This window comes from Sulfurimonas sp. (genome assembly GCF_032250635.1).
Lineage (GTDB): Bacteria > Campylobacterota > Campylobacteria > Campylobacterales > Sulfurimonadaceae > Sulfurimonas.
On the sequence record NZ_JAVVFL010000025.1, the window covers coordinates 1 to 16,158 of the forward strand.

Annotated in this window: 17 protein-coding genes; 15 read left to right on the forward strand and 2 right to left on the reverse strand. The window is 39.0% G+C overall.

What is annotated here, in order from left to right; all coding sequences use genetic code 11:
• The 13 genes from RQ763_RS02760 to RQ763_RS02820 all read left to right on the forward strand — a co-directional run.
• Window positions 1–585: EAL domain-containing protein (locus RQ763_RS02760; protein WP_314151028.1), on the forward strand; the 585-nt coding region annotated here is incomplete at its 5' end.
• A 104-nt stretch (window positions 586–689) separates the two neighbouring features.
• On the forward strand, window positions 690–1,241 hold the full coding sequence (locus RQ763_RS02765; RefSeq protein ID WP_314151030.1) for a DUF507 family protein: 552 nt from the start codon (window positions 690–692) through the stop codon (window positions 1,239–1,241).
• A 5-nt stretch (window positions 1,242–1,246) separates the two neighbouring features.
• The gene (gene carA / locus RQ763_RS02770; RefSeq protein ID WP_314151031.1) at window positions 1,247–2,383 is read left to right on the forward strand and encodes a glutamine-hydrolyzing carbamoyl-phosphate synthase small subunit; all 1,137 of its coding nucleotides are present in this window, start codon (window positions 1,247–1,249) and stop codon (window positions 2,381–2,383) included.
• Window positions 2,384–2,601: 218 nt separating this feature from the next.
• Window positions 2,602–4,095: a cytochrome-c oxidase, cbb3-type subunit I gene (ccoN, locus tag RQ763_RS02775; protein ID WP_314151032.1), complete on the forward strand. Its 1,494-nt coding sequence runs from the start codon at window positions 2,602–2,604 to the stop codon at window positions 4,093–4,095.
• A 15-nt stretch (window positions 4,096–4,110) separates the two neighbouring features.
• The gene (gene ccoO / locus RQ763_RS02780; protein WP_314151033.1) at window positions 4,111–4,803 is read left to right on the forward strand and encodes a cytochrome-c oxidase, cbb3-type subunit II; all 693 of its coding nucleotides are present in this window, start codon (window positions 4,111–4,113) and stop codon (window positions 4,801–4,803) included.
• Between the two features lie 9 nt (window positions 4,804–4,812).
• Window positions 4,813–5,049 carry a cytochrome c oxidase, cbb3-type, CcoQ subunit gene (locus tag RQ763_RS02785; protein ID WP_314151035.1) on the forward strand — a complete coding sequence of 79 codons (237 nt, stop codon included), beginning with the start codon at window positions 4,813–4,815 and terminating at the stop codon, window positions 5,047–5,049.
• On the forward strand, window positions 5,046–5,972 hold the full coding sequence (locus tag RQ763_RS02790; protein WP_314151036.1) for a cbb3-type cytochrome c oxidase N-terminal domain-containing protein: 927 nt from the start codon (window positions 5,046–5,048) through the stop codon (window positions 5,970–5,972). Before RQ763_RS02785 ends, RQ763_RS02790 begins: the two co-directional genes overlap by 4 nt.
• A 10-nt stretch (window positions 5,973–5,982) precedes the next feature.
• Window positions 5,983–6,192 (forward strand): DUF4006 family protein, encoded by a 210-nt coding sequence (locus RQ763_RS02795; RefSeq protein WP_294928961.1) that lies wholly within the window; start codon window positions 5,983–5,985, stop codon window positions 6,190–6,192.
• A gap of 109 nt (window positions 6,193–6,301) precedes the next feature.
• Window positions 6,302–6,988 carry a 3-dehydroquinate dehydratase gene (locus tag RQ763_RS02800; RefSeq protein WP_314151038.1) on the forward strand — a complete coding sequence of 229 codons (687 nt, stop codon included), beginning with the start codon at window positions 6,302–6,304 and terminating at the stop codon, window positions 6,986–6,988.
• The gene (locus RQ763_RS02805) at window positions 6,975–7,481 is read left to right on the forward strand and encodes a FixH family protein (RefSeq protein WP_314151039.1); all 507 of its coding nucleotides are present in this window, start codon (window positions 6,975–6,977) and stop codon (window positions 7,479–7,481) included. Before RQ763_RS02800 ends, RQ763_RS02805 begins: the two co-directional genes overlap by 14 nt.
• A 14-nt stretch (window positions 7,482–7,495) precedes the next feature.
• Complete coding sequence (locus RQ763_RS02810) at window positions 7,496–9,841, forward strand: PD-(D/E)XK nuclease family protein (protein ID WP_314151041.1); 2,346 nt, start codon at window positions 7,496–7,498, stop codon at window positions 9,839–9,841.
• A 121-nt stretch (window positions 9,842–9,962) separates the two neighbouring features.
• Window positions 9,963–10,199 carry a VF530 family protein gene (locus tag RQ763_RS02815; RefSeq protein ID WP_314151043.1) on the forward strand — a complete coding sequence of 79 codons (237 nt, stop codon included), beginning with the start codon at window positions 9,963–9,965 and terminating at the stop codon, window positions 10,197–10,199.
• A 14-nt stretch (window positions 10,200–10,213) separates the two neighbouring features.
• Window positions 10,214–12,946: a RecB-like helicase gene (locus RQ763_RS02820; RefSeq protein WP_314151045.1), complete on the forward strand. Its 2,733-nt coding sequence runs from the start codon at window positions 10,214–10,216 to the stop codon at window positions 12,944–12,946.
• Here RQ763_RS02820 and RQ763_RS02825 read toward each other — a convergent pair.
• Both RQ763_RS02825 and RQ763_RS02830 read right to left on the reverse strand, forming a co-directional pair.
• A complete protein-coding gene (locus RQ763_RS02825) occupies window positions 12,943–14,460 on the reverse strand; it encodes a diguanylate cyclase (RefSeq protein WP_314151047.1) in 1,518 nt (505 codons plus the stop codon). The genes RQ763_RS02820 and RQ763_RS02825 overlap by 4 nt on opposite strands.
• The gene (locus tag RQ763_RS02830) at window positions 14,460–15,083 is read right to left on the reverse strand and encodes a cytochrome c family protein (RefSeq protein WP_314151048.1); all 624 of its coding nucleotides are present in this window, start codon (window positions 15,081–15,083) and stop codon (window positions 14,460–14,462) included. Before RQ763_RS02830 ends, RQ763_RS02825 begins: the two co-directional genes overlap by 1 nt.
• Window positions 15,084–15,329: 246 nt before the next feature.
• Between RQ763_RS02830 and rplM the strand changes: the two genes are divergently transcribed.
• Together rplM and rpsI are read left to right on the forward strand one after the other, a co-directional pair.
• Window positions 15,330–15,752 (forward strand): 50S ribosomal protein L13, encoded by a 423-nt coding sequence (gene rplM, locus RQ763_RS02835; protein ID WP_314151050.1) that lies wholly within the window; start codon window positions 15,330–15,332, stop codon window positions 15,750–15,752.
• A gap of 9 nt (window positions 15,753–15,761) precedes the next feature.
• On the forward strand, window positions 15,762–16,151 hold the full coding sequence (gene rpsI / locus RQ763_RS02840) for a 30S ribosomal protein S9 (RefSeq protein WP_314151051.1): 390 nt from the start codon (window positions 15,762–15,764) through the stop codon (window positions 16,149–16,151).
• The last annotated feature ends 7 nt before the right edge of the window (window positions 16,152–16,158 follow it).

Consider the following 16,158-nt stretch of genomic DNA (forward strand, 5'->3'; position numbering starts at 1 on the left):
GAGCTTGGCTACTTTATTCTCCAAGAGGCGTTTAAAACATTTAAAAGCTGGGATGAAAAAGGTATAGAGCTTGAACAGTTCTCCATTAACATAAGCATGAGACAGATATTTCACACAACATTTATAGATGATGTAGAGAAGCTCTGCAAAGAGTATCTGAGTGATGAGTTAAGGTCAAAAATAGTCTTTGAGATGACTGAGACAAGTGTTGCTGAGGATGTGAGCATTATCATTGAAAAGATGAACAGGCTAAAAAAATGTGGCATTCGTTTCTCCATGGACGATTTTGGTACCGGATACTCATCCCTTAGTTATCTGCGTCAAATCCCTATAGATGAGTTAAAGATAGATAAATCGTTTATATTTGAGTTGAATGATTCAATTGATAGTACAAATATGGTAAAAACCATACTAAATATTGCCAAAAATTTAAACTTAAAGATTGTCGCAGAGGGCGTAGAGACAGAGTTGCAAAAAGAGTTTTTAATCAAAGAGCGTTGTGATATATTGCAAGGTTACCACTTCTCTAAGCCATTAACTAAAGATATGTTTGAAGAGTACTTTGACGCAAACTCAAGAAGCTAGAAAAGCTTGGCACACTTTTGTCAAAATAACCTTTTTCTAATCGTAAACTAACCTTACTTATTGTAAAATACAAAAATTTAATTCTATACAAATAAGGTCCGTCGATGAAAATATCACTTAAAACTATACCTCATATAGCCAATAAAGTCGCAATTGATTTAAATAAAAGTGGTGTTGTTACGATGACAAAGGGTCTTGAGAACGTTGCAAAAGAGGCCGAGAAGATATTAGTACATGATGTCAAGCAGGAGATGGCTCTTGAAGAGAAGGTACATGAGATATGTGAAGCAAATGAAGAGGAGATAGAGTTTAATCTTGTTGATGAGAGACAGCTCTTCTTTATGATTAAGAAGAAATTAGCTCCGGAGTTCGGCGTGCTTTTGAATTATGAAGAGAGATACTCTGATATCTCACACAAAATTCTAGACGAGCTTTATGAAGAGGATCTGATCCACTTTGACGTGACGGAAAATCGTATAAAAAATATTATTTATAATGCAATCACATCATTTATTACGGAAGCTTCTGAACTTGATACCATTATTATGGACAAAATCAGAACATACAAAAAAAGATACATCCCCGGAACTGATGAATTTGACATTTTATATGAAAAGCTCTACAAAGAAGAGCTTTCAAAAAGAGGCATGGAGTAGTGAACATGAGTAGTTTAAAAAAAGCTTGGTTATATTTTGAAAATGGAACTTTTTTAGAGGCAAACAGTTTCGGCGCAGAGGGCAGCGTAGTGGGAGAGGTGGTTTTTAACGTCTCCATGAGTGGATATCAAGAGATAGTCTCAGACCCCTCTTATGCAGGACAGTTTGTGACATTTACTATGCCTGAGATAGGTAATGTCGGCGTTAACACTCAAGACATGGAGAGCAGTGCTGCCCATGCAAAGGGAGTGATTGTTAGAAAATATCAAGAGAGATACTCTAACTTTAGAGCAGAGGGTTCGCTTGCCGATTTTTTAAAAGAGCAAAATGTTATGGGTATTTGCGATATTGACACAAGATATATAACAAAGATGTTAAGACGCGAAGGCGCTATGATGATGGTTGCTTCAACAGAGATAAGCGACAAAGAGGAGCTTAAAAAAGTTCTAAGCAGCACCCCTAGAATAGGGGAGATTAACTATATAGAGCAGGTAAGTACGAAAACCCCGTACATGCACACGCAGTCCGTCTATAACGACAGAGAGTTTGAATACAACGCAGCGCCACAGCCAGAAGCAAATATAGTAGTTTTGGATTTTGGTGTAAAGAGAAATATTTTAAACGAGCTTGTGGGTGCGAAGATGGGCGTTGAGGTTATTCCAAATGACTTTAGTGCGCAAAACCTTATAGATAGATACAACAAAAAAGAGATTGACGGTGTTTTCCTCTCAAACGGCCCAGGCGATCCATTGGTTCTTAAGCATGAGCAAGAGCAGATAAAAAAGCTAATAGACGCAAAAGTACCTATGTTTGGAATATGTTTGGGGCATCAGCTTCTTTCAATTGCGCATGGATACGATACATATAAACTAAAATTTGGTCACCATGGCGGAAATCAGCCGGTTAAAAATATAAAAACAGGGCTTGTTGAGATTACGGCTCAAAATCACAACTACAATGTTCCAGAAAATATAGTAGAGGTTGCAGAGATTACGCATATGAATCTTTTTGACAATACGATCGAGGGGCTAAAATACAAAAATGCCCCGATTTTTTCAGTACAGCATCACCCCGAAGCAAGTCCGGGACCAAAAGAGAGCAGATATATCTTCAATGAGTTCTTATCTTTAATTAAAAGATAAGGATTCGTCCTTTGCAACCCCTTCTCATAACAGCAAATTGTTAATTTTATGTTAATTGTAAATAGATTATTAACAAATTTGTAAAAATTGTCAAAAACATGTCATTATTTAAGAAATTTTAAACATTTATACTGTTATTATACTACCTGTTAATTAGTTTAATAAATTTAGCTTAATTTAATAGACTTAATTGCTTTGAATCTTTAAGGAGGCTATATATGGAGAATCGTCCATTAGAGTATGACTATACAATTGCTAAGATGTTTATGTTTACAACAATCATTTTAGGAATTGTCGGCATGCTCATCGGTGTAATTTTAGCGTTTCAGCTTGCTTTTCCAGGAGTTAACCTATTTCTTGGAGAAGGCTTGGCTGAGTACACTAACTTTAGTCGTCTTCGTCCGCTGCATACAGATGCGGTAATATTTGGTTTTACGTTAAGTGGTGTTTTTGCTACTTGGTATTATGTTGGACAGCGTGTTTTAAAAGTGTCAATGGCAGAGTCAAAGTTCTTGATGACTTTGGGCAAGATACACTTCTGGCTCTATTTGGTTGTTGTTGCGGCAGTTGTTGTTTCACTTCTTGCAGGTGTAACAACTTCAAAAGAGTACGCTGAGTTTGAGTGGCCTATTGATATTGGAGTGGTAGTTGTCTGGGTTATTTGGGGTATTGGTATGTTTGGTCTTATCGGTATTCGCCGTGAAAAATCACTCTATATCTCTATTTGGTACTATATTGCTACATTCTTGGGAATAGCAATGCTTTACCTTTTCAATAACATGGAAATACCTACAATACTCGGAACATCGGCTGCCGGTGAGTCTGGCATAGGTGCATGGTATCACTCTGTTTCTATGTATTCAGGTACTAACGATGCTCTTGTTCAGTGGTGGTACGGTCACAATGCGGTTGCATTTGGTTTTACGGTTCCTATTGTTGCTATGATCTACTACTTTTTACCAAAAGAGTCTGGTCAGGCAATCTACTCATATAAACTCTCACTTCTCTCTTTCTGGGGACTGATGTTTGTTTATCTATGGGCTGGCGGACACCACCTTTTATATTCAACTGTTCCTGATTGGATGCAGACTATGGGCTCAATATTCTCCATAATATTGATTCTTCCGTCTTGGGGTTCTGCTATCAACATGCTTCTTACAATGAAGGGTGAGTGGCAACAAGTTGCGGCTTCTCCGTTGATTAAGTTTATGATTTTAGCTTCGACTTTTTATATGTTCTCAACATTAGAGGGTCCTATTCAAGCGATTAAATCAGTTAATGCAATAGCACACTTTACAGACTGGATTGTCGGTCACGTTCATGATGGTGTTCTTGGTTGGGTAGGCTTTATGATTATGGCTGCGCTTTACCATATGGCTCCGCGTGTATTTAAACGTGAGATTTACTCTAAGTCTTTAATGGTTGCGCAGTTCTGGATCCAAACACTGGGTGTTGTTCTATACTTCACTTCTATGTGGATTGCAGGTATTACGCAGGGTATGATGTGGCGTGCGCATGATGAGTTTGGTAACTTAGCATACTCATTCATTGATACGGTTACTGTTTTACATCCTTACTACGCTATTCGTGGTGTAGGTGGACTTCTCTATTTGGTAGGTTTCTTGATGTTTGCTTATAACATCTATAAAACTATGTCTGCTCGCCCTGTTGAAGAGCGTGAGCTACAAAATGCATCGCCTATGGGCGCTTAATAGAAAGGATTTAATATGTTTCATTGGTTAGAAAAACATCCGTTCTTTTTTGCGGTAGGTGTGTTTTTAGTAATTTCGTTTGCAGGTTTAGTGGAAATTCTTCCAAACTTTGCTCAAGCGTCTCGTCCCGTAATCGGTACGGCTCCATACTCTACTCTAGAGCTTGCAGGTCGTCACGTTTACATTAAAAATAGTTGTAATGCTTGTCACTCACAGCTTGTTCGTCCGTTTAAATCAGAGACTGACCGTTATGGTCACTACTCTCTAAGCGGTGAGTATGCATATGACAGACCATTTTTATGGGGTTCTAAAAGAACTGGACCTGATTTGATGCGTGTGGGTAACTATAGAACTACCGACTGGCATGAAAATCATATGAAAGATCCTGCTTCTGTAGTTCCAGGCTCGATTATGCCGGCATATAAGTGGATGTTTGCAAATAAAGCTGATATTGAGACGGCGTTTGCGGAGCAGTTGACTGTAGCACAATACTTCTCAGTTCCTTACAATGAGCCGGTGCCTATGAAAGACGGTTCTGAAAAAATCGTTAAAATGGGCGCTAGTATAACAGAAGCAAATGAGTTGGCATTAGAAGAGGCGAAGCTTATTGCGGCAGACATGAGAGATCAAGATGTCAAAGATGCTGTGGCTCGTGGCGAGATTCCTGAGATAGTTGCATTGATTGCATATTTGAATAGTCTCAAGTAGAGGTTTGTAGTGGATATAGCACAATTACAAGCATACGGATACTTTACATTAATAATATTTCTTGTCATAGCGTTGTATGGTTATATATACCATCTCTATACCAAGAAGAAAGATACAGATGGAGTTGACTATGAGAGTTACAGTGATATGGCACTTAAAGACGACTTGGATGATGCTCCGGTATCACCAAAGTCTGATGACAAAAGCACCCCTGAGGGTGCGCAGAGAAATAGGAGAGAGATATGAATAAGCTTTATCTTGGGGGAATCATATTTACTGCTTTGATGTTGGTACTGACATATTTATCTGTTGGTGGCACAAAGGGTGGTTTAAATGATGATATTGTCAATATACTTGCAGTTACGGGAGCGATTGCACTAGTAATAATTACTGTTTTCGTCGTAATCAAGTATGTACGCCAGATGCAGGTTGACAGTGCATCCGGTGAGCTCGTGGATGAGAACTGGGATGGAATAGGTGAGTATAAAAACAGTGTTCCGACCGGTTGGGCAGTTATGTTTTTACTTACAATGGTATGGGGAATGTGGTATTTTACAATCGGTTATCCGGTAAATGCATATTCACAAATCGGTGAGTACAACGAAGACGTTGCTGCACACAATGCAAAATTTGAAGTAAAATATAAAGACATTACGGGCGATAAGCTTGTAGAGATGGGCGAATCTGTTTTCTTGGCAGAGTGTAAAGTTTGTCATGGTCTTAGTGCTGATGGTATTGATGGAAAAGCGGCTAATTTAAACATTAGAATGGATGAAGCATCAGTCAAGGCTGTTATCGAGAATGGTTCAAACAACAAGCTTTTAGGCTTTGAGATGCCGATGCCTGATCGTAATGGCTTAATGAATGCCAACTCGGGTTATGTTCCGATTACAGATGCTGAGATAGATACTGTTTCTGCTTATGTAGCAAACGGTTTTAGCGGTGAAGGCGCGGATATATTTGCAGGCACTTGTACAATGTGTCACGGTGAAGACGGCAGAGGAATCGACGGAATGGCTCCAAATATCAGAAATTTTGATATTGCATTAGTTAACAATGTTCTCACGCATGGCAAAAAAGGTATAATCGGCGCTATGCCTAAGTTTGACAGACTTAACGATAAGCAAAAAGAAGCTGTTGGCGCTTACATCGTTAACATAAGTAAATAAGGAGTCAGGGATGAATGATAACAGAAGTATATTTTCTCTCGACGGTATAACCGGCATGCTAATAGCAACTGTTTTGCTTTTGGTTATTTTGGTTGGATTAACAGCTTGGGCAATAAATGTTCAAAACACAAGTGCGACAAACTTTTATGATATTAAAGATGAGCATCTTATACAAATGAAGAGCGTTGATAACGCTAAACATTTGGTAGATGTTAAGTAAGGAGGGTAGAATGGAAAAAATCATTTCATGGGGTCTGGTTATAATGGCTCTGTATACTCTTTATGCGGTTTTAACGCCAAATCATCTCTACATTGGCTAGGAAATTTCTTTGAAGTTTTCAAGAGGGCTTAGCGCCCTCATACTAGCGCTGTTTTTTAACACTTCTCTTTTTGCAAACTATTTATATAAAGATGAACTTATTTTTAATCCTGCGTTTAATGTAGAGGTTGAAAAACTTGGCTTAGAGCTCCATCAAAAAACGGGAATATCTCTAAGGCTTGTAATGCTTAAGGAGTTGCCGCAGAAGATGAATATAGTAGAGTATGAAAAAGAGCTAATGAAAGATTTTAGCGAGCCTACTATTTTACTTACGTTTTCTGAAATGGACTCAAAAGTTGATATTTACGCGAACCAGACATCATTATATGAGTATTTTGACAAAAAACAGGTGCTAAGCCCTGTTTCATCATCCGTTCAAGCATTTGTTGTCGCACTTCTTAATATGGATTTTAGCGACATGAGCAGCGGCGGCACGATTTTGCCGCTACTTGCTCAAAAAGCAAAAGAGGGCGAGCTTTTAGGTAAGTATTCGGGTTCTATGTTTAACGGCTATGCAGATATCGCAGAGCAGATCGCAGCAAGCAAAGGCGTAGTTTTGGAAAATGCGGTAGGCAATGCAAATCAAATCAGCATACTAATAGTAAAAGTACTGTTTTACGCTATTGTTGTTTATGGTATATTTCTTTACATTAAAAGAAAACTTTATCTAAGGAGGCAAAAAAATGAATCTAGGTAACGGCAGAATCTGGCCATACGCAATCGCTGCTTCAATCATATTTATATTTAGTGCATGTGTTGCGACAATAGTTGTTGCGAATACGCTTCCGGTTGAGAATAGTGATACATATATGATGGGCTATCATGAGGCTGACGCACAAGCAAACGATATTTTAAAAGCCGCAATAGCGTTTAATAATAGATACAAAATAGAGTATATAACCGATGGGCTTAATGTTCAAGGTAGTAGTATAAAATATAGAGTAAGCGATTTAGATGCCAATCCGGTAAACGATGCGCAGATAAAAGTAGTCGTAACAAGACCTAACAACCATAAGCATGATCAAGAGTTAAGTAACCCAGAAATTAAAAACGGAGTCTACACTTTCAGTACAATTGAGCTTCCGCAAGAGGGAAGATGGGACATTATGGCAAAAGTAACCGTAGATGAACTTCATAGATTTTACAACGTAAAAGCAGATACGAGAGCCAAGGAAATCATAGAATATTAGGTTATAATTAGCCTATGAATGAATCCTTGATTGTCCTCCCCTCGGCTCGCGCAATAAGACAAAAACTTCTCCATGTAGAGGGTTCTACCCTCTTTCTTCCAAACTATATTACTATGAGTGAATTTATCTCAAAGCTCTGTATGGTCGAAGATTTTAAGGCGCTCGATGAAGATGGCAGGATTTTGCTTCTGCTTGAGGCGAGCGACTTTAAAAATTTCACAAATCTTCAAATCCAGAGAAACTTTTTCACCTTTACAAAAAACTCATCCTACATATTTAAATTTTTTGAAGAGTTAAGTGCAGAGATGTACGACATAAAAGATTTGGCAACCTCGGACATCTACGGCGAGTATGAGGAGCATATAGCCATACTTGGGGAGCTATATGTAAGATATGAGGCACTCTGCAGGGAGCGGAAACTTCTAGATAGAATATTTCTGCCAAAACTCTACACTTTCAACAGAGCGTACATAAAAAAATATAAAAATATAGAGCTTCATGTTGATGGTCATTTGACAAACTTTGAGCTAGCGCTTCTAGAGAAGTGCTGCGAGTTCAGCAGCATAAATATTCTCTTTAGTGCGAGCAGATTTAACACCAAGATGCAAAAAAAATTCTTATCTTTAGGCATAGGACTCGAGGCGGGAAACAGATATAAAATCTCGCTAAATACAAAAGAGATATTTCACAAAGAGATGATAGAACAAAACACAAAAGTGACATGTGAGTCCTTTAGCGAGCCTCTTTTGCAGGCGGCATTTGTTAAAAAAAAGATATATGACTTTGTGCAGATGGGCTACAGGGCTGAAAACATTGCAGTTATTTTGCCAGATGAGAAGTTTGCGCAGCTGCTTAAGAGTTTTGATACAAAATCAAACTTTAACTTTGCCATGGGAGAACCATTTAGCACAACCTCCATCTATGAGAAGCTCGATGCGACATGCAGCTATATTGAGCAGGATTCCAAAGAGAATGAGGCGAGACTGGAGAGAGTTGGGGATGAGTTTTACGCTCCGCTTCGCTCAATCTATGCAAAAAAGAGCAAAGATACAGAGATTTTAGAGTTTTTAAAGAGCTATAAAGAGAGTTTTTCTTCCAAAAGAGAGCTTAAGATTTTTAATGAGGAGCTTTATGGTCTTAAAAACATCCTCCCTTTTATGAGAGAGATGAGCGTGAAATCTCTGCTGCTTGTTTTCCTCCAAAGGCTCTCAAGCCGGACAATCGATGATGTAAGAGGCGGAAAGATAACCGTCATGGGTGTTTTAGAGACCCGCTCTGTAGAGTTTGACGCGGTTGTAATAGTTGACTTTAGCGATAATAACGTTCCTAAAAAAAGCGATAAAGATATGTTTTTAAACACGCATGTAAGAGAGATGGCAAATCTGCCGACCATGAGCGATCGGGAAAATCTGCAAAAACACTACTATGAGATGCTTATAAACTCAAGCAGAGAGGTTGCAATCTCTTTTGTAAAATCCAAAGAGAGCAGTGCTTCAAGGTTTTTAAAACAGCTTGGCATAAAAGAGAGTAGCATCTACGGCGAAGACTCTTATGCGGGAGTGCTTTTTGCAAACGGTATGCCAAAAGTCAAAGAGGAAGAGGAGATAGTTTTAGAGTACAGCTTCAGGGGCAAAAACCTCTCCGCCACAAAACTAAAAATATTTCTTACATGCAAGAGAAAATATTACCACAAATATATAGAGCATATAGAGGGGCATGAGATACCAAAAGATATGCCCAAAGAGTATGAGATAGGCTTGGATGTTCATGAAGCGCTAAAAGAGCTCTACAGCAAAAAAAGCTCTTATGATGACGTAGAGATGCTGAAAAAAGATTTACATGCAGAGCTTGATAATGCGTGCGGAGAGAGTGAGCTTGAGAAGTACCTTATAGCCATGCAAAAGAGAAGAATGGAGCTGTTTTGCGAAAACGAAGTAAAGAGATTTGCCAAAGGCTGGCAAGTATATAGATGTGAAGAAAAGATGCAGACAAGCTTCGCGGGAATGGCGTTGGAGGGCGTAATAGACCGCATAGATAAATGTGCAAACGAGATAGCCGTACTTGACTACAAAACAGGCGCATACCCTCTCTACACTGAGAAAAACTTCACAGAGGCTACAGACTTCCAGCTGGAGTTTTACTATCTGCTGGCGGGCGGATTAGGCAATATAACAAAGTGCGGATACTATGACCTAAAAGAGTCTAAAATAGTAGATGAGCCACTTTTAAAAGAGAAATTGGCACTTCTGGAATCACATGTAAAAGATTTGCTAAATATCGAAGATGTAAATTTTAGCAAGTGCGAAGATGTGAAGAGCTGCCTGTTCTGCGACTATAAAATTATGTGCGGAAGAGAATAGTTTCTCGTTCCAAGCGTCTCTGATGGGAAGGCATACATAAGTTTGAATGGCTGCAATATGCATTCCAACGCTGGAGCATTGGAACGAGAGAAAAATTCAATTTTTAAATAAAGGCTAAAAAATGAGTGAAGAAGAAAAAAACAAAAACAATCCGCTGCACGGTGTAAATCTGCAACATATTTTAGAGACTTTGGTTGAGCGTTATGGGTTTAAAGAGTTGGGGAACAAAGTAGACATAAGATGTTTTTTGATAAATCCGACTATTAGCTCATGTTTGAAGTTTCTTAGAAAAACGCCTTGGGCGAGAGCTAAAGTTGAAGAGCTGTATCTAAAGAGCATAAAGCAAGGCGAAAAATAATAAATGGAGACGTTGTGTTTATAGATAACCTAGCCTACGAAGCGAGTGCGGGAAGCGGTAAGACTTTTATGCTTGTCGTGCGTTACCTTAGCCTGCTTTTTAAGGGCGCTGAACCCTCGAAGATACTTGCTCTTACATTTACCAACAAAGCGGCAAACGAGATGCAGGAGAGGATTGTTCAAACACTTGAGGAGCTTGATAGCAGGGATGAACTTTATGAGATAGCCAAGGTTACAGAGCTCTCCTTAGAGTATCTGCTTGCCAATCGCAACAGGGTTTTAGAGGAGTTTTTAAACGCACATACAAAAATCATGACGATTGACAGCTTCTTTACGAAGATTCTTAGAAAGTTCTCCCTCTATGCCTCTTTGATGCCTGATTTTTCGACATTTGGTTCACAGCATGAGCTAAAACTCCTTATGCGATTTTTAAAAGAGGTGAGTGTAGCGGGCAAAAAAGAGACGCTTATCACGCTCTCTCTTGCTTCAAACAAAAGGCTTACCAATATATTTGAGTTGTTGGATGAGTTTTATATTAAGTTCCAAGAGTTAAAGCATATAGAGTTTAAAAAGCAGGATTATAGCAAGTTTGAAAACAGGGCGATGGAGAGTTTGGATGAGCTTAGAAAAATCATCTCCTCATGCAAAGATGCTTCAAGCACTGCCATAAAATCCGTTGAAGCAGAAAACTTTGAGGAGCTGTGCGCAAAGGCTTGGATAGGCAGAGAAACGCTGGAGTACAGTACTTTTAAGAAGTGTTTTACTCCTGAGATGGACAGACATCTTCATAGCATTCAAGAGGATATAAGAGAGCAAAACAGAGCAAAAGAGCAGAACTTCTTTTTTGCTATAAAAGAGCTTGTAGACATCTATGCAAAGAGTAAAAAAGCGCTATACATGGATGATGGAGAGCTCAGCTTTAGCGATGTAACCTATCTTGTCTATGAGATACTCAATCTTCTTGAGGATAGTGAATTTCTCTATTTTAGACTCGATGCGCAGATAGAACATATGCTGCTCGATGAGTTTCAAGACACAAGCATTTTGCAGTACGCTATTTTAAAGCCGCTCATCAATGAGATAACCTCCGGCAAGGGTATTTTTGAAAATGGAAGCTTCTTTTTTGTGGGAGATGTGAAACAGTCCATCTACAGGTTTCGCGGCGGGGTAAGCGCTCTTTTTGATGTTGTAAGAGAGCAGAACAACACTCATGTAGAGAAGCTTTTGACCAACTACCGTTCGCAAAGAGAGGTTGTTTCGTTTGTTAACAGAGTTTTTGAGCAAAGAATAAAAAACTACACGCCGCAACTTGTTAGAGATGGGGCTGATGGTGGTTACGTAGAGGTTGTTCAAAATGACGAACTGCTTCAAGAGGTTGTCGTACAGGTAAAGAGACTTCTTGACATGGGAGCCGATAGCAATGAGATAGCTATTCTTTGCGCAACAAATGGTGACGGGCAAGAGATTGAGGCGGCGTTGCATGCGCAAAACATAGAGGTTGTGACGGAGACGACGACAAAGCTTATTAACCAAAATGGCGTTAAAGCAATTTTGGAGTACCTAAAGTACCAATATTTTGGCGAAGAGATCTACAAAGAGAACTTTTATGCGCTTATCTCGCAGGAAGTGCGCTCCATAAAGAGAGTAGATTTCAACAAAAGCACTATCTTGGATGTTGTTAAAGGGGCAATAGAGGAGTTTGGGCTTTTTGAGAATGACTTTAACCTTTTAAGATTTTTGAGTGCAATATCATCCTACAGCGATATAGAAGCGCTTCTTTTTGAGTATGAGAGGATGGACATGAGCGCGGCAGCTTCCGAGCTAAGCGGCGTGAGAGTGCTTACCGTTCATAAGTCAAAAGGCTTGGAATATGAGCATGTCATAGTAATGGACAGGCTCAAGAAGGCTCCGCCCTCACGTGATGCCATTATTTACGAGTATGAGGGCATTTCGCTTAAAAATATCTACCTGCGCATAAAAGGCAGAGATGCGGTGGATGCCGAGTATGCAGAGGCTCTTTTAAAAGAGAAGACTCTTGTGCTTGAAGATAGCCTCAATGCCCTGTATGTGGCTTTTACAAGAGCAAGAGAGAATCTGTTTATAGTCTTAAAATCAAAAGATTCCATGTTTGATATTTTGGAGCTTCAAGAGCAGGTTTTCGGCACTTTGAGATGTAAAAAACAGGAGCAGCCAGAGGAGAAAAAAGAAGCTGTATCTCTGGGGTATAGAGAGCTTTACTACGGAACTCAGAGCGATATTTTGGCTGTTGAAAAGAGTCAGGACGATGATCTTAAATCAATCAATTTCGGAATAGCTCTCCACTATATGCTTGAGATGCTCTCAGAGTTTGATGAGAGAACTATTCTTGATGCAAAAGCGATGATGATAAACAAGTACGGCGATATATTGGACGATGAAGAGATAGAAGATATGCAGCGCAGAGTAGAGATGCTTCTTCAAAATAGTGAGTTTATCTCTTTGATAGATGGGGAGTGTTATAGAGAAAAGGCGATAAGATACAAAAAAAATCTTAAATATATAGACTTGTTAGTAAGAAGCAACTCCCTCAAAGAGAGCCTTTTCCCAAGCTGGAATATCATTGATTATAAGAGTTCTCTTTCTCATCATAAAGAGCATGTCTCGCAAGTCGGCTCTTATGTGAGAGCTATAAAAGAGATAACCGCTGAAGATGCAACCGGGTATATCTGTTATCTTCTAAGTGATGGCATTAAGATTAGTAAGGTCTAAAAAACTTCGACTCTGTTTCTGCCTAATTTTTTAGCGTTGTAGAGTGCTTCATCAGCCTCCGAGAAGAGCGTTGCGTAGTTCTCATGTTCACTTCGTAGACTGCTGATGCCTATACTTGCTGTTATGATTATTGTCTCTTCTTCAAACTCTACAGGTTCTTTTTCTATCGTCCCTCTAATTGTTTCTGCTACTTTCGATGCCGTATGAAGATCTGTTTCAGGCAGGATAATTACGATCTCTTCGCCGCCGTAACGTCCAATAAAATCCGTCTCTCTTTGGCACTTTTTAATTCTGGAACTAACTTCTCTTAATACCTCGTCTCCTGCCATATGACCGTATGTATCGTTTATGTTTTTGAAATAATCAAGGTCAATAATCATAATAGAGAGCTCTTTATTGTAGCGCTTTGCTCTCTTAAATTCACTCTCCAAGCTCTCCTCTAAATGGCGTCTGTTCCAAAGACCTGTAAGAGAGTCGGTTTGACTTAGAAGCTCTATCTCTCTTGTACGCACTTTTACAAGATGCTCTAAACGCTCTTTTTCACTTCGAGACTGCTCAAGTGCCGAGAAGTAGATAAGTCTTGAGGTAAAGAGTGCAAATAAAAGAGCAATGGCGGCAGTTACCGTAGCCGTTGTAAGGAGTCTGTTTTCATGGTTTAAATAAGTTGTTGCATCAATTAGAAGCATCAGCTTCATCTTTTCATTGTTGTCGTGCTCATGTGAGTCGATAATTGTTCTATATCTTAACTTTCCCTCAATTTCTATCATGCTTGAGTCGGGAAGATTTCTGTTTGTAAGCTTTGTTGCAACCAGTTTGCTGTCGCTGCTTGCGTAGATATTTTCTTGTGGGTCTATGATTGAGACCTCTACAATATTTTTTGCCGACTCAATATAAGCACGCAAAAAGTCATTTATGTTTGTTTTTGTAAGTATCGCAAGAGAGTTTGTTATAGAACCGTCCATAGACTTTAGAAGGTTTTGAATGTCAACTTGTCTTCTGAGTATGGAAAAGTTATCCTGTAGGCCATTTTGAAGATTGTACTCAGAGATATCAACCGCCAAATCAATTATGCCTACAAGCTTCTCGTTGAGATATATCGGATAGTAGATTGACATAACCTCTACAAAGTCTCGAACCTCGAAAGAGAATGAGTTTAATTTACGTTTCCCCTTTGTCGTCTCAAGAAAACTTTTAGACGATAGAACCTCTCCTATCTCCTCTTTAAACATTGAATTTCTAATGGTACCGTCCGGCTCAAGATATCTAAATTCAAATATTTCAAGCCTGAAAGAGACATCATTTACAAGTTTTTGAAGGTTTATCGTAGATTTTATATCATGAAACCGCTCTATCGCCGAGGATACCGAACTTGCAACATTAAGAGAGTTGTTGTGCAACTGTCTGAGCAGGAGACCTTTTTGCGTTTTGTAGTTGTAGTAAGATAGATAAGCTATACCCACAACTAGTGAGAATAGTATTATAGGAACCGTATATTTTTTAACAAGTGAAATCATTAGTGCCCCGTGTTCCTATCAGCTTTTTTGTAGCTGTTGTATACTTTGTCAATGTCATGGTAAGACCTATTCCAGCGGCTCGTATGGCAGCTTGTGCACAATTTTCTAACTATCTCGGGATTGTCCCCTCCCGCTAGAAAGCCTCCTCCTGTGAACTTCTTTGTTTCATTTCTACTTTTGTCTTTTGCCAGTGCTATATGTACGTTCCCCGGACCGTGACAACCTTCACACTGAACATTTGCAAGACGTGGAGTTTTTTCCATATCGACAAAACCGCTCGGCATCCCATGACCCGTAGAGTGGCACATAAGACAGTGAGAGTTTTTCTCTTCCCCAAGTGCAATAAGACTCTCCATGGCATGGTCATGAGGATCTTTTTTTCTTCCTATAAAAAAGTTTCTATGGCATAGACGACACTTTGAGTTGCCAACATAGTTATACTCCCCCGAGCTTATAGCGTCACTGTACGCTTTTGCACCCATTGCCCTCTTTAACGGAATCTCAGGCATGGGAGAGTTTAACTCCTCTATAACCCTTTGGTTTTCAGCTGCATCTACATAGACACAAAAGAGTAGCAATAAAATAGCAAACAACCCCTTTTTAAATACCAAACCTACACCCATTTTTACTACTTTTGTTAATTTGTTAAATATGCTATTATTCCATACTTTTTCATTGTAGCATTTTAAATATTGAATATTTATAAAACTTACACAATAACTTCAAAAATAAAACAAATTCTGTAGAGTAGACAAACCTTAAAAAAACCATAAATTCAGCTACTTATAAGGTTAAGAAGATATACTTTCGCCAATTAAACAGACATTTTACTATGTTGATGTTAAGAAAATTACTTGAAAGGTTCAAGAATGAAATTTACGAAAATTGCAACTCCTGAACAAATCGATCAAAAATGGGTTTTGATTGATGCTGAAGGTAAAACTTTTGGTCGTATTATCACTGAAGTTGCAACTATACTTCGCGGTAAAAACAAACCATGTTTTACTCCAAACATTGACTGTGGTGACTTTGTTGTTATCGTTAACGCTTCAAAAGCGAAATTTAACGGTCTTGGTAAAATTGCTAACAAAGAGTATTTTTCATACTCTGGCTACTTCGGTAGTGTTAAAAGCATTAAAATGACTGAGCTTTTAGAGAAAAATCCTGAGAAGCTTTACAAATTAGCTACTCGCGGTATGCTTCCTAAAACTAAGCTTGGTGCTAAAATGATTAAAAAATTAAAAATTTATGCAGGTGCTGAGCATCCTCACACTGCACAACTAGCTAAGTAAGGAAACCAGATGGCAAAAATATATGCAACAGGTCGTCGTAAGGCGTCAATAGCAAAAGTATGGTTAACTCCGGGTAGCGGAAACATAAGCATCAACGGTCTTTCATTAGACGCATGGTTAGGCGGACTAGAGGCGAAAAAACTTCGTGTTAAGCAACCTTTAGCACTAACAAAACAAGATACGGCAGTTGATATCGTAGCTACTACTTTAGGCGGTGGTTTCGGTGGTCAAGCTGACGCACTTCGTCATGGTATCTCTCGCGCATTAGTAAAATTTAACCCAGAGTTAAAAGCTATACTAAAACCTGAGGGCATGATGACTCGTGATTCACGTATTGTTGAACGTAAGAAGCCAGGCAAGCGTAAAGCACGTCGTTCTCGTCAGTTTTCTAAGCGTTAATCGCTAC

Bases quoted from the DNA above. Each gene is read 5' to 3' on its own strand.
- RQ763_RS02765 (WP_314151030.1), top strand. From the start codon at position 690: ATGAAAATATCACTTAAAACTATACCTCATATAGCCAATAAAGTCGCA.
- carA (WP_314151031.1), top strand. From the start codon at position 1,247: ATGAGTAGTTTAAAAAAAGCTTGGTTATATTTTGAAAATGGAACTTTT.
- ccoN (WP_314151032.1), top strand. From the start codon at position 2,602: ATGGAGAATCGTCCATTAGAGTATGACTATACAATTGCTAAGATGTTT.
- ccoO (WP_314151033.1), top strand. From the start codon at position 4,111: ATGTTTCATTGGTTAGAAAAACATCCGTTCTTTTTTGCGGTAGGTGTG.
- RQ763_RS02790 (WP_314151036.1), top strand. From the start codon at position 5,046: ATGAATAAGCTTTATCTTGGGGGAATCATATTTACTGCTTTGATGTTG.
- RQ763_RS02795 (WP_294928961.1), top strand. From the start codon at position 5,983: ATGAATGATAACAGAAGTATATTTTCTCTCGACGGTATAACCGGCATG.
- RQ763_RS02805 (WP_314151039.1), top strand. From the start codon at position 6,975: ATGAATCTAGGTAACGGCAGAATCTGGCCATACGCAATCGCTGCTTCA.
- RQ763_RS02810 (WP_314151041.1), top strand. From the start codon at position 7,496: ATGAATGAATCCTTGATTGTCCTCCCCTCGGCTCGCGCAATAAGACAA.
- RQ763_RS02815 (WP_314151043.1), top strand. From the start codon at position 9,963: ATGAGTGAAGAAGAAAAAAACAAAAACAATCCGCTGCACGGTGTAAAT.
- RQ763_RS02825 (WP_314151047.1), bottom strand. From the start codon at position 14,460: ATGATTTCACTTGTTAAAAAATATACGGTTCCTATAATACTATTCTCA.
- RQ763_RS02830 (WP_314151048.1), bottom strand. From the start codon at position 15,083: ATGGGTGTAGGTTTGGTATTTAAAAAGGGGTTGTTTGCTATTTTATTG.
- rplM (WP_314151050.1), top strand. From the start codon at position 15,330: ATGAAATTTACGAAAATTGCAACTCCTGAACAAATCGATCAAAAATGG.
- rpsI (WP_314151051.1), top strand. From the start codon at position 15,762: ATGGCAAAAATATATGCAACAGGTCGTCGTAAGGCGTCAATAGCAAAA.